Genomic DNA, 11,998 nt, shown 5'->3' on the forward strand with positions numbered 1-11,998 from the left:
TTATATTAAATAATGCGCTAATAATTCCAAATCAGGTCCTTAAAAAGTTGGGAAGTAATCGTTAGTGTGCCCGCAACTACTGACACACGAAGACAAAGAAACGTTGCATAAGTATCAACCTTTCAACTTCTTGAATTGCAAAACTAAACGTTTAGGGAGAATATACAAGAGTAATAACCACAGAAAACCTTTAATTTTCATTAACTTATCCATGCCATAATAATTGACCACTTTCCATCTCGCTTTTACTTGTTTACTCTTATTCGAGAAAGAGATTCCTCTTAAATTCAGCTCACAGTTAACCAGAAATTGCCCCAATATATGGGCCGGTTGCTCATTAATCAGTAACCAAAAAAATGCATAATCTTCGGCAAGTTCAAAATTGGTGGGGTAATAACCTGTTTTTTTTAGCAAAGAAGTCCGGAACATCACTGTTGCATGCATAAAAACATTTCGCAAATACATTCCCTTTTGTATTGAGATATGATCAACAGGTGATTTGTATGAGTAGTCCAAGGATAACTTTTCATCAACAATTTTACACCAACTACCTAATAAACCAACTTCCGGATGCTCATCCATATATTGAACCTGGATCACAAACCTTTCTTCCATACATACATCTCCGCAATCAAGCCGTGCAATATATTTTGAATTAGTATTTTTTTCTATCCATCGCAGGCCGTTATTTAATGTTGCCGTTATACCAAGATTTTTTTCATTTCGTATAACGACAATAGGTTTTGCATTTCCTATTTCTTCTACGATCCTTTCTTCAATTACGGGCTGTTGGCTTCCATCGTCTACTACTACAATTAAAAATTTATCAGCAGGATAAACAACGCTTTTTAATGAGCTAATCAATCCGGTAAAATTATTATAACAGGGAATCAGCAAACAAAAATCTATCTCGCTTCGTGATGGGTGCATATCAATATTCAGCTTAGATCCTGATACCTCTTTTTTGAATATAATGATGCCATAATAGCATAGTTCCGATGGAACGATAAGGCTGCCATGGCCTCGCCATTTCAATGATGGCCTCTCTGCTTATTTCTTTTGATAATTGTTTTATATCCCTGAAGGCATTGACCATCGCAAGATCCCCAACCGGGAATACATCCGTTCTTTTTAAGGCGAATAATAAATAAACATCAACCGTCCAGTCGCCGATGCCTTTTATTTGTTTCAACTTTTCACGAATCAGGTGATCGGGCAAAATCGAAAGTTCTTCAAGATTTAACTGGCTGGAAACAATCGCTTCTGCAAGGTGTCTTGCATAAATGGTTTTTTGCCGGCTGAAATAACAAGCTCTCATTTCTTCATCAGAAAGTGACAGGACCTTTTCGGGAGTGATAAGACCGATTTTTTCCTTTAGTTTGTTAAAAGCAGCAAGAGCAGAAGCTAATGAAACCTGCTGCTCCAGGATAATATGAATAAGTGTCGAAAAACTGCTGGGTCTTGACCAAAGCGGTGGATAACCGTATTTTTTTAAAATGACTTTTAAGTCTTTATCCTTACGGCCAAGTTTATCACAGAGTAAATGAAAGTTTTTATCACTAAAGCTTGATGATATGTTAGACACAATAATTTATTTAACTGCCTTAAACCTCTCAATGGCCTTTTTGGAAAACTCGCTTAATATTAACTTACCGCTGATAGCAGCTCTTTCAATTAATAATTTATCCCAATGTTCTGTGCCTTTCCATAATGTTTTTTTCAACTCGGCCATAGCTTCCGGGCTTGTTTGCATAAGCGTATGCGATAATCGCTGGATAGATTCATCCATCCCTTCGACAGTTGGATGCAATTCCGCAAATAAACCCTTTCTTCTTGCCCAGTCAGCATTGCGCCACATCGTGGCATCTATAGCGAGTTGTGAAAAAGCGGATAAACCAATCTTTCTCTCCACTGCCGGGCCCACTACAAAAGGACCAATACCGATTGCCAACTCGCTTAATCTTATTTCTACCGAAGATTCCACCGCTATTGCATAATCAACAGCCGCCGCCAGTCCAACACCGCCGCCAACACATTTGCCATGAATTCTGCCAATAATAAATTTTGGACAGGTTCTCATTGCGTTGATTACATGAGCAAAGCCACTAAAAAAATGAAGTCCCTGCTCTTTATCCTTAATAGATTTTAATTCGTCAAACGAAGCACCGGCACAAAACGCTTTATCACCAGCTGACCGGAGAATTATTACTTTGGTTGTCTCATCATTACCGGCGCCGTGGATTACGTGAGCCAGCTCTTCCAGTATACGACCGGGCAGGGAGTTGCTTTGGGGATGAAAAAATTCGATTGTGGTAATTCCATTGTGGAACTCAGATTTTACATAGCCTTCTTTTACTTCAGTAAGCATATTAGTTTTCTTTTCTTTTAACCATTGTTAATATCGTGGCAATTCCTACCATCGGTTCTTCTGTTTCATCCAGTATTTCAACCAGCCATTTTACAATTCCTTTCGGAATATCATTTTCATCCCCGCCCGACTGAACGGTATCAGCCGTTCGGGCGGGTTTTAAATCCTGCGGCAGCTTTTCCTTACAGGTGAATTTAATATATATTTCTGCCCCGGGATAAACGGGCTTGGTAAACCGTAATTCATCAATACCATAGTTCAACAACACCGGATTTTTTTCATAGCTATCAACAAACAAGCCCGCAGCGGCACTCATAATAAAGTATCCATGTGCCACCTGTTGTTCAAACATTGTGTTTGTAAAATTAGTGGTTTTGATATGTGCATAAAAATGGTCGCCACTAAGATCTGCAAAGCGGTCAATGTCTTCAGAGGTTATCAATCTTTTGTCAGTAATTAACTGGTCACCGATTTCCAGTTCTTCAAAATATTTCCGGAAGGGATGTTTTCCGGGATCCTTCCCTTCAGCATGTTGCTGATAAACATTTGTAATGGCAGTAATAGTGGTAGGCGAACCTTGCAGTGCTACTCTTTGCATATAATGTTTTACTCCGCGAATGCCACCCATTTCTTCGCCGCCACCGGCCCTGCCCGGGCCGCCATGTACCAGGAGAGGCAATGGTGAGCCATGCCCGGTGCTTTCTTTTGCGCAACTTGCATTTAATATCAACATGCGCCCATGATGTGTTGCCGCACCTAAAACATACTGCCGGGCCAGTTTGTTATCCGCCGTAACAATAGTGGAGCATAAAGACCCCTTGCCTTTTTTGCTGAGCTCGATCGCTTCATCCATATTTCTATACGGCATAATAGTGCTTACAGGACCAAAAGCCTCTACTTCATGGGGCTCATTACTGCTAAAAGGTGTTTCATTTAATAATAAAAGCGGAGACACAAAGGCTCCATTTTTTGCATCCGCATCCAATACTTCCACACTATCCAGCGAGCCATAAATTAGTTGGGATGATGCCAGTAATTTTTCAACCTGCGTTTTTACTTCTTGTCTTTGACCTTGTCCCGCAAGGGAGCCCATTCTTACTTTTTCATTAAGAGGATTGCCAATTGTCGTTTGCGAAAGGGAAGTGGCAATGGCCCTCCACACATCTTCCATTTTATTTTCGGGAGCGAATATTCTTCGTATCGCTGTGCATTTCTGCCCGGCTTTTGTCGTCATTTCTTTTCTTACCTCTTTGACAAAAATATCCCACTCAGGTTCGCCGGGTGTTACATCTTCACCCAGGACTATGCAGTTAAGTGAATCTGCTTCCATATTAAATGGAACAGACTCTTTCAATATCCGCTCATTGGATTTTAGCAATAAACCCGTGGAGGCAGAACCGGTAAACGTAACCACATCCTGTGAGCTGACATGATCCAGTAAATCGCCTGCACTACCACAAACGAGCTGCAAAGCTCCTTCTGGTAATATTTTTGAAGCAATAATTTCTTTCACTACTGCTTCGGTCAGGTAGGATGTAACAGTCGCCGGTTTTACAATGGCGGGCACTCCTGCCAATAAATTCACCGCAATTTTTTCAAGCATTCCCCATACCGGGAAATTAAAAGCATTGATGTGAACTGCGACACCTTCCTTGGGTACGAGGATATGCGTGCCCATAAAACTATTGTGCTTGCTTAAATTGTGTGATTCGCCATCGATACAAAAGGGTTCATCAGGAAATTTTCTCCGCAGTGATGCGTTGGCAAACAGGTTACCAATTCCTCCCTCAATATCTACCCAGCTATCGGCTCTTGTAGCGCCGGTTTGGTAACTGATGGAATAAAACTGTTCTAAATGTTCCCTTAAATGTAATGCCAGTGCTTTCAACTTGTTTCCCCGCTCATGGAAGGTTAAGTTCCGTAAAGCCGGGTTTCCTGTATTTCTGGCGTATTCAACGATTGATTTAAAATCCAACCCTTTTGTAGAAGCAGAAGCAATTGCTTCACCCGTGACGGCATTATATAATGTTTGGCCATCACCTTCACCGGTGATCCATCGGCCGGTAACGTAGTTTTGTAATTTATTCATAGCGGCAATCATTCAATATTCAAAAACGAAATTAGCTGAAAACAGACTTTGACTGTTATCTATTTCGTGTAAACAGTACTGGTTATCTTTGCATTTGCTCGTAAACAAAATGGCATATGAAATGAGCCATGATCCGCCGCGGCGGATCATCAACCGGGACGATAATTTGGGCTAAAAAGCAATAAAAATTAACACATGAAACATCTGTTTTTTGTAATATTATTTATAGTTGCCGCTTTTTTTATTTCCTGCAATGATTCAGAAAATAAAAAAAGCGGCCCGGCAGAAGCTCAGCCGAGAACGGAAGCCCAAATTCTATGGAAAGAAGTAATGGATGGACATGATATAGGCATGGCAAAAATGGGTAAATTGACAAGAGCTGAGCAGGCAACCAGGCGAATGATAGATTCAATAGAAAAGCTTCCTGCAAAAGCAAAGCAAGCTGCCGCTCCATTGAAACTAAAACTTGATAGCCTTCAAAAAGAGCTAAGCTATGCTGAATTTGCAATGAATAAATGGATGGAGGAATTCAATATAGATTCAGCGGAAAACGATATGAAAAAAAGGATTGAATATTTAAAATCCGAGAAGCTGAAAGTATCCAAAGTAAAAGAATCAATATTGACCGGCTTACAAAAAGCCGATTCATTGTTGAAGGATAAATTCTAAGCATCCAATGGCTCTACGCCAAACTGCCGGAGATGGTGTAAGGCGTGCTTGTGTAAAAGTTGTACGTTTTGCTCAAAATTCAGATCGCCAAAAAGGGGGTTCCTCGTGATGAGGTCCGGATTTTTTTCAAAGGCTTCAAAAAAATAAATGAGTTCTTGTTGTAGGGCGCCTATGGCTGCCTGCACTGTTTTGTGTCGCAAAGGTTGAGGTTCTTCTCCAAGCAAAGGATTTCTGGTATTTTCTTTAAAAGGTTTATTTCCCATCATGAAATCCCGCATCCGTTGCAGATTTTCGGGTGGCGTGACAATAGTTTCGGTTTTTAATCTTCCGTTGGCATTGCGTACAGCGTCTCCACCAAAGTGTTCGATCATTTGCTGTACACTCATTTTACCCCAGCGTGGCGGTGTTGCAGGATCAAGCTGTTGTAGATAACGAATCAACTTTGTACGCAGAAAATTTTCTTTTTCGAAACTCATATAGCGATCGCTAAGCTGCAATTTTACGAATCCTGTTTGACAAAAAAGAAACCACTCAACACATAAAAAAGAACCCCGGCATTTCCGGGGTCCCTGCTATTTAAACGAGTGATTTCATTTTTTTATCTACCTGTGCGGAAAGTCTTGCAAAAATTTCTTCTACAGTTCCGATACCATCTATGTTGACTACTTTCTTTGACTTGGCATAATAAGCAGCAACGGGCAGTGTTTCATTTTTATACACCTCTTGCCTTTTGCGCTGAATGTTTTCATCAGCATCATCCGTCCTGCCTGAAGTTTTACCACGGTGAACGAGTCGTTTGATCAGTTCATCTTCATTTACTTCCAGGAAGAGGACCAGGGCTATCTCAGATTTTTTTAAATTTAATAAACGATCAAGTGCTTCAGCCTGGGCTACGGTTCGGGGAAATCCATCAAAAAGAAAACCGCTTGCTCCCACATTCTCATCCAGGGCCGAACTAATCATACCAATTACCACTTCATCCGGAACCAGTTGGCCCTTGTCTATAAATTGTTGGGCCTCAATTCCAAGGGGAGTTTTCAGCTGCCGTTCCTTTCTCAACAAATCGCCGGTTGACAGGTGTACAAACCCATATTTATCTACTAATTTTTCCGACTGTGTACCTTTTCCGCTACCAGGAGGGCCAAACAGGATCACATTAAACATAATCGCTATCTAATCTTGGTGAGTGACAAATATAACGTAGTGCGGCTAAAAATCCGCAGTCAACTTAAGGAGGTTCAAAATTTCGGGAATTTTCAATAAAATGTTAATCGTTGACAGCGACAGTTACTTCTAAAACCGTTAAAACATGCTTATCGTAAATTTGTTAAACATATATATGCGGCTACCTAAATTAATTATGATTGTGCTACTGGCTTCGCTGTTGCAGCAATGCAGCTATTCGCAGTCGAATAACAATTCTTCAAACTCAAAACAACAAAGCATGGATATGTCTAAAAAGCATCCGCTTTATTCCAATACAGATACAAGTAAAGTAAATGTCTCGGATAGTGAATGGCAAAAGGTATTGCCTAAAGAGGTATTCAATATTGCAAGATTGAAAGGAACAGAAAGACCTTGGAGCAGCCCTTATGAAAGCCTGACTGAAAAAGGAACGTACTACTGCGCTGTTTGCGGAAATGCGTTGTTTAAAAGCGATACTAAATTTGAAAGTGGGTGCGGATGGCCCAGCTTTTATGAACCGATTAGTAAAGGAAGTATTATTTATACACCGGATAACTCTCATGGAATGCAAAGAACCGAGGTTCAATGCGGACGTTGTAAATCTCATTTGGGTCATGTGTTTGACGATGGCCCTCCTCCAACCGGTTTGAGATATTGCATCAACGGTGTAGTATTGGATTTTGCCAAAGCGAAGGAAGCTGAGAAAAAGTATAATGAAAAACCTCAGCAAGATTAACAGATTTGTATTTATGAGATAAGCTCTCTTTATGAGGGCTTTTTTTATTGACCAAATCATCGTACAAATACCATTGGAAAGCAACTACGAAGGTTTTGGTTTAAGTTATTGTTAGGTAGAGTTGGCATTTTCTTTGAAAATTGTTAAGTAACTAAATGCCCTAATTGTGAAAAAAACTATTTTATCCGTCACCACCCTCATTGTTGCACTGGCTTTTGCAAATAACAGTAAAGCCCAGGTCAACGTAAGTATTAATATCAATTCTCAACCTGATTGGGGTCCGGGAGGATACGACTATGTTGAATATTATTATTTGCCGGACATTGAAGCGTATTACTATGTACCCCGACATCAGTTTGTCTATATTTCAGGGGGCAATTGGATTTTTTCGGCCCATCTTCCTCCTGCTTATAGAAACTATGATCTGTATAGGGGATATAAGGTTGTAATTAATCAGCCGAGGGCCTACCGATACTATGACAGTCATCGTGTAAAATACAGCAAACACCGGGGTCACTACGGCAAACCATATAAACATAAAGGCCATGGTCGTGGTCACGGGCACGGTCATCATTAATGTTGTTTTAAATTATTAATAGCCGTCATATCGACGCTATTTCTTGGTATTTGCCATTGGTCAAGCCTTTGCTTGTCATCTGCATGAATCATTCTACTTTTGCGGCATCATGAAGGCTTCTGCCTTGTGTTTATCTAAATATAAAAGACATGAAGCTGTCGCATTTATCCGAAACATTAATAGGTTCTGAAATTGTAAAACTGGGTGGAGAGATCAGGGAAAAGATTCGCCAGGGGGAGCGGATATACAATTTCACTGTCGGTGATTTTGATCCTTCGATTTTTCCGATTCCAAAAGAGTTGGAAGACGCTATCGTAGAAGCTTATCGCCGGCATTTTACCAATTATCCTGCCGCAGAAGGAAATCTTGATCTGCGTGAATCGATCGTTTCATTTACAAAAGACACCGAAGGACTTGATTATGGCATAAGCGAGGTATTAGTGGCTTCCGGCGGACGACCTTTAATCTATTCCGTGTTCAGGGCTATATGTGATAAAGGCGACAAGGTAATTTATGCAGTACCCAGTTGGAATAATAATCATTACACTCATTTTGTAGAAGGTGAACATGTGGTGGTGGAAGCAAAAGCAGAAAACAATTTTATGCCTTCTGCTGATGATATACGTCCGTTTATAAAAGAAGCATCGCTGATCGCATTATGCTCGCCTCAAAATCCAACGGGAACGACTTTTAAAAAACAGGACCTGGAAGCCATTTGTGACCTGGTGCTTGATGAAAATAAAAGGCGGGGGGACAACGAAAAAAAGCTATATGTCATGTACGACCAGATGTACTGGCATCTCACTTACGGCCATATTGAACATTACAATCCGGTTTCTCTCCGACCACAGATGCGGTCTTACACGATTTTCATCGATGCTATCAGCAAAGTGTTTGCCGCCACCGGTGTAAGAGTAGGCTGGAGTTTTGGTCCCGCTTCTATTATAAATAAAATGAAAGCCATTCTGACGCATATTGGTGCATGGGCCCCGATGGCCGAGCAAAAAGCAGTGGCCTATTACCTGGGTAACCGTGATGCGATCAAGCGATACATGACCCATTTTAAAAAAGAGATAGAAGAAAGGCTGCGCAAAATTTATGATGGCTTTCAGCAATTAAAAATGGAAGGATTGCCGGTAGACGCCATAGCACCCGAAGCCGCCATTTATCTTACTATAAAAATTGATCTTGCCGGTAAAAAAACAGTCGCCGGAAAATTGCTGGAGAATCAAAATGATGTCACCGATTATGTGCTGAACGAAGCCAAGCTGGCCGTTGTTCCTTTTTATGCCTTTGGCGCCAGCCACAGTTCGCCGTGGTACAGGCTAAGTGTTGGAACCTGCAAGAAAGAAGAGATCGGCGAAATGATTGAAAAATTAGGCGAAGCATTGAGGAAAATCTCGTAGCGCCTATCAAAAAATAAAAAGGAGAAAATGAAAATTTTCTCCTTTTTTATAAGCCTGATCTGTAAAAATTAATTTTTGTTGATTAAAAAACGAAACTTTTTTAACTCGGTATAACGAACTGCCCGGAGGATCTTTTTTGGCCTGGAAGTAATGCGGTTCCGGTCTACCAACTCATGAGCAATACAAAACTGCTCATCCGATTCACTTCTGCGAAGCATATCATTCAGGCATTCTACTTCGTGTTCGATAGCCTGTTGGCTCATGAATTCGCTTTTCAGCAGTACTAATAAATCCCTGTTTGGCATTTTCATCGTTCAACGTCTTTTAGTAACCCGACATACCTTTATGACTGGGACATCCACAATTGCTGCCTTTTCCAGAACCGGAATAGTAATTCCGGCTACAGGCAGAAAGAAAAACCATTCCTATCAGCAAAAGTAACAAAGCTATTTTATTGATGTTCTTCATAATTTGGAATTCTAATTTAGAACTAAATTATCAAGAAATTAGTATGCTTTCTGCCTAAAAATCATAAAAATTAACATGTATCAAGACTCCGCCGTAAAACAGGCAGGTAAACCACGCATTCTGGTCGCCCCGCTAGACTGGGGGCTCGGACATGCTACACGCTGTATCCCTTTGATTTATGAAATGGTGCGGCAAAATGCCGATGTTTGGTTGGCTGGTGAGGGCGCCCAGGAAAGCTTGCTCAAACAGGAGTTCCCGTCCCTTCATTTTCTGAAACTGCGTGGCTACCGCATAAAGTATGGGAAAACGGCGACTGGGCTAATTCGGGCGGTTTTTTTCCAACTTCCCAAACTGCAACGGGCGATCAAAACCGAAAACGAATGGCTCAGGGAAGTAGTGGACCAATACCAGATTGATGCGGTCATTTCAGATAATCGTTTTGGGCTGTATCATTCAAGAGTTCCATCTGCTTTTATAACCCACCAGCTCGCCATCAAAACTCCTTTTGGTCCCTGGGTTGACCGGTTAATACAAAAAAGGAATTTTTCTTTTATTAATCGTTTTAGCGAATGTTGGGTTCCTGACCTGGAAGGAACATATGGGCTAGCTGGTGAATTGTCTCATCCCACCCTATTTCCGAAAGTGCCGGTTTATTATGTAGGACCATTATCAAGATTAAAAAAGAATAATATCTCACAACTCAAGAAGCATTTATTTATTTCTTTATCCGGGCCAGAACCTCAGCGGAGTTTGCTTGAAAATAAAATAGTCGATGCGGTGGGCCATTATCATGGAACGGCGACCATAGTCAGGGGGCTGCCTGGTGAAGCGAGTTTGATTCCCTCTACCAATGATATTCGTTTCTTTAACCATTTACCTACTGATGATTTCAATAAAGAAATGGAGAAAGCAGAGTTTATGATTAGCCGAAGCGGCTACTCAACCATAATGGATATTGCAAAACTTGGGAAAAAGGCAATTATCATTCCCACACCGGGCCAAACAGAACAAGAATACCTGGCAAAATATCTTATGACAAAAAAAATCGCTTTTTCGGTGAAGCAGCACCATTTTCAATTGGAAAAAGTATTGCAACAGGCAGATGCTTTTGATTATAAAATCCCTTTAAACACGGAAGAGACCAAGCTTTCTTCAGTAGTCAGTTCTTTTCTTGAGAAAGTGAAGAAAACAAACATTTCGATGGCCTGATTACTTCTTTACTTTCAAAATATCTTTCCATAGCCCCATATACTTTTTTAGAATATTTGGGATCTTCTTCTGTCCCGATAAGCAACAAGGCAACGTCTTTTATTTTTCGTCTTTTACCACATCGTATATCTTTCTGAAAACTTCCAGGATGTCATACCGGACAAGTGTGCAATTTTAAAATGTTGCCGGATATCCTTGTCCATGGATTTCCCAGTTTAGTGGTCTGCTATTGCGTCAGAAAATTTATTCAGCTTTTTTGGGCGACTCAAAAAACCAGAACTCTTTCTCCGCTTTCTCGAAATCGGACCAATGTTTTGTTTTAATCCTTACGGCAAATACTCCGCCGGTGGGAATATTATCAATCCTGGTAGAAGTAAGCATATTGGCGAAGGAAGTAACACCATCATTGTGAGAGAAAACGGCAATCGTTTTGAATTGATCATCCGTTTTGCTGATGACGTCAAAAAAAGTAGAGGGACTGGCAAGGTACAATTCATCAATAAAAACAATATTCTGTTTTTCCTCTTTGTATTCTTTTGCAAATGCTTCGGCCGTCTTACGGGCCCGCTTAGCAGGGCTCGAAATAAACGCATCGATTTTGATATCCTTATCCCTCAATCGCTTTGCCATAGCCGGCGCGTCTTTTTTTCCCCGATCATTTAATGGCCTGTCAATATCATTTATAGAAAAATCGTCCCAACTGCTTTTGGCATGACGCACCAATAGGAGTGTTTTCATGCGTATATTTTTTATTTTTTTAATGGCCGGATGCCTGCCTGTCGGCAGACAGGGAATTCGCCAATATTCATTCTCCCGTATGAGATGACAATTATCATGCTCGGTTTCATGTAACAGTTTTTTAATATCAACAAAGTACAAGATACGAAATAGGAAATGTTTTGACCGAACAGGCAGAACGGCCTGCGATAAATGCGCACTTTCACAACTTTCTCAACGGCGTAAACTGGGGTTAGTATAGGGGTAATTTAAATAATCTTCGTGGCTAACAACCGCTGCATCCAGCTTTTTTAATTCGCTCAGGCTTTTGTTTTTTCGAACCTGAACATCATCTCCCGTTCCAATACAATCCTCTAACAAGCTGACAGTATATCCATTTCTTAAAGCATCGGTTGCAGTACTCATCACACAGTATTCTGCCAGGAAGCCGCATAGTACCGGCTTGTGGATATTATTAATGTTTAAGTAATGGAGAAACTTAAAAGAGGAAAAACAACTGTGCTCTTTCTTTGAAACGTATGTGAAGCTGGTATTTGCTTTATATCGATCTCAT

The 11,998-nt window shown here is 40.7% G+C and carries 13 protein-coding genes and 1 pseudogene; 5 read left to right on the forward strand and 9 right to left on the reverse strand.

Annotation, left to right across the window (positions count from 1 at the left end):
- Nucleotides 1-114: 114 nt before the first annotated feature.
- The 4 genes from ACFEL9_RS12410 to paaZ are packed head-to-tail and all read right to left on the reverse strand — an operon-like array spanning nucleotide 115 to nucleotide 4,457.
- Nucleotides 115-930: a glycosyltransferase gene (locus ACFEL9_RS12410; RefSeq protein WP_385890331.1), complete on the reverse strand. Its 816-nt coding sequence runs from the start codon at nucleotides 928-930 to the stop codon at nucleotides 115-117.
- Between the two features lie 13 nt (nucleotides 931-943).
- Nucleotides 944-1,585, reverse strand: coding sequence for a DNA-3-methyladenine glycosylase family protein (locus ACFEL9_RS12415; protein ID WP_385890332.1), 642 nt, complete (start codon nucleotides 1,583-1,585; stop codon nucleotides 944-946).
- 6 nt (nucleotides 1,586-1,591) lie between these two features.
- The gene (locus ACFEL9_RS12420; protein ID WP_385890335.1) at nucleotides 1,592-2,368 is read right to left on the reverse strand and encodes an enoyl-CoA hydratase/isomerase family protein; all 777 of its coding nucleotides are present in this window, start codon (nucleotides 2,366-2,368) and stop codon (nucleotides 1,592-1,594) included.
- A 1-nt stretch (nucleotide 2,369) separates the two neighbouring features.
- Entirely contained in the window at nucleotides 2,370-4,457 is a 2,088-nt protein-coding gene (gene paaZ, locus ACFEL9_RS12425; protein WP_385890338.1) for a phenylacetic acid degradation bifunctional protein PaaZ, read from the reverse strand.
- A gap of 195 nt (nucleotides 4,458-4,652) precedes the next feature.
- Here paaZ and ACFEL9_RS12430 point away from each other — a divergent pair, with 195 nt between their 5' ends.
- Nucleotides 4,653-5,126, forward strand: a complete 474-nt coding sequence (locus ACFEL9_RS12430) for a viral A-type inclusion protein (RefSeq protein ID WP_385890340.1) — start codon at nucleotides 4,653-4,655, stop codon at nucleotides 5,124-5,126.
- On the opposite strand, the gene ACFEL9_RS12435 is transcribed toward ACFEL9_RS12430, so the two are convergent.
- The gene (locus tag ACFEL9_RS12435) at nucleotides 5,123-5,602 is read right to left on the reverse strand and encodes a hypothetical protein (protein WP_385890343.1); all 480 of its coding nucleotides are present in this window, start codon (nucleotides 5,600-5,602) and stop codon (nucleotides 5,123-5,125) included. The genes ACFEL9_RS12430 and ACFEL9_RS12435 overlap by 4 nt on opposite strands.
- Nucleotides 5,603-5,702: 100 nt before the next feature.
- Entirely contained in the window at nucleotides 5,703-6,290 is a 588-nt protein-coding gene (locus tag ACFEL9_RS12440) for an adenylate kinase (RefSeq protein WP_385890345.1), read from the reverse strand.
- A gap of 175 nt (nucleotides 6,291-6,465) precedes the next feature.
- Here ACFEL9_RS12440 and msrB point away from each other — a divergent pair, with 175 nt between their 5' ends.
- The 3 genes from msrB to ACFEL9_RS12455 all read left to right on the forward strand — a co-directional run bounded on the left by msrB (nucleotide 6,466) and on the right by ACFEL9_RS12455 (nucleotide 9,030).
- Complete coding sequence (msrB, locus tag ACFEL9_RS12445; RefSeq protein WP_385890346.1) at nucleotides 6,466-7,047, forward strand: peptide-methionine (R)-S-oxide reductase MsrB; 582 nt, start codon at nucleotides 6,466-6,468, stop codon at nucleotides 7,045-7,047.
- Between the two features lie 166 nt (nucleotides 7,048-7,213).
- Nucleotides 7,214-7,624 carry a hypothetical protein gene (locus ACFEL9_RS12450; RefSeq protein ID WP_385890348.1) on the forward strand — a complete coding sequence of 137 codons (411 nt, stop codon included), beginning with the start codon at nucleotides 7,214-7,216 and terminating at the stop codon, nucleotides 7,622-7,624.
- A gap of 149 nt (nucleotides 7,625-7,773) precedes the next feature.
- Nucleotides 7,774-9,030: a pyridoxal phosphate-dependent aminotransferase gene (locus ACFEL9_RS12455; protein ID WP_385890351.1), complete on the forward strand. Its 1,257-nt coding sequence runs from the start codon at nucleotides 7,774-7,776 to the stop codon at nucleotides 9,028-9,030.
- 68 nt (nucleotides 9,031-9,098) lie between these two features.
- Here ACFEL9_RS12455 and ACFEL9_RS12460 read toward each other — a convergent pair whose 3' ends face one another.
- Nucleotides 9,099-9,341, reverse strand: a complete 243-nt coding sequence (locus ACFEL9_RS12460; protein ID WP_385890352.1) for a hypothetical protein — start codon at nucleotides 9,339-9,341, stop codon at nucleotides 9,099-9,101.
- Nucleotides 9,342-9,573: 232 nt separating this feature from the next.
- On the opposite strand from ACFEL9_RS12460, the gene ACFEL9_RS12465 reads away from it, so the two are divergent.
- On the forward strand, nucleotides 9,574-10,707 hold the full coding sequence (locus tag ACFEL9_RS12465) for a glycosyltransferase (protein ID WP_385890355.1): 1,134 nt from the start codon (nucleotides 9,574-9,576) through the stop codon (nucleotides 10,705-10,707).
- A gap of 243 nt (nucleotides 10,708-10,950) precedes the next feature.
- Here ACFEL9_RS12465 and ACFEL9_RS12470 read toward each other — a convergent pair whose 3' ends face one another.
- Both ACFEL9_RS12470 and ACFEL9_RS12475 read right to left on the reverse strand, forming a co-directional pair.
- Complete coding sequence (locus ACFEL9_RS12470; RefSeq protein ID WP_385890357.1) at nucleotides 10,951-11,445, reverse strand: SixA phosphatase family protein; 495 nt, start codon at nucleotides 11,443-11,445, stop codon at nucleotides 10,951-10,953.
- Between the two features lie 213 nt (nucleotides 11,446-11,658).
- Nucleotides 11,659-11,949, reverse strand: a pseudogene (locus ACFEL9_RS12475) (cysteine hydrolase family protein); the annotation flags it as partial.
- Between the last annotated feature and the right edge of the window lie 49 nt (nucleotides 11,950-11,998).

The organism is Terrimonas alba (assembly GCF_042434975.1).
Classification (GTDB): Bacteria; Bacteroidota; Bacteroidia; order Chitinophagales; family Chitinophagaceae; genus Terrimonas_B; species Terrimonas_B alba.

Coding starts and splice junctions, on each gene's coding strand:
- ACFEL9_RS12470 (WP_385890357.1), bottom strand. CDS start 11,445: ATGAAAACACTCCTATTGGTGCGTCATGCCAAAAGCAGTTGGGACGAT.
- ACFEL9_RS12435 (WP_385890343.1), bottom strand. CDS start 5,602: ATGAGTTTCGAAAAAGAAAATTTTCTGCGTACAAAGTTGATTCGTTAT.
- ACFEL9_RS12465 (WP_385890355.1), top strand. CDS start 9,574: ATGTATCAAGACTCCGCCGTAAAACAGGCAGGTAAACCACGCATTCTG.
- ACFEL9_RS12430 (WP_385890340.1), top strand. CDS start 4,653: ATGAAACATCTGTTTTTTGTAATATTATTTATAGTTGCCGCTTTTTTT.
- paaZ (WP_385890338.1), bottom strand. CDS start 4,457: ATGAATAAATTACAAAACTACGTTACCGGCCGATGGATCACCGGTGAA.
- ACFEL9_RS12410 (WP_385890331.1), bottom strand. CDS start 930: ATGCACCCATCACGAAGCGAGATAGATTTTTGTTTGCTGATTCCCTGT.
- ACFEL9_RS12455 (WP_385890351.1), top strand. CDS start 7,774: ATGAAGCTGTCGCATTTATCCGAAACATTAATAGGTTCTGAAATTGTA.
- ACFEL9_RS12460 (WP_385890352.1), bottom strand. CDS start 9,341: ATGAAAATGCCAAACAGGGATTTATTAGTACTGCTGAAAAGCGAATTC.
- ACFEL9_RS12440 (WP_385890345.1), bottom strand. CDS start 6,290: ATGTTTAATGTGATCCTGTTTGGCCCTCCTGGTAGCGGAAAAGGTACA.
- ACFEL9_RS12420 (WP_385890335.1), bottom strand. CDS start 2,368: ATGCTTACTGAAGTAAAAGAAGGCTATGTAAAATCTGAGTTCCACAAT.
- msrB (WP_385890346.1), top strand. CDS start 6,466: ATGCGGCTACCTAAATTAATTATGATTGTGCTACTGGCTTCGCTGTTG.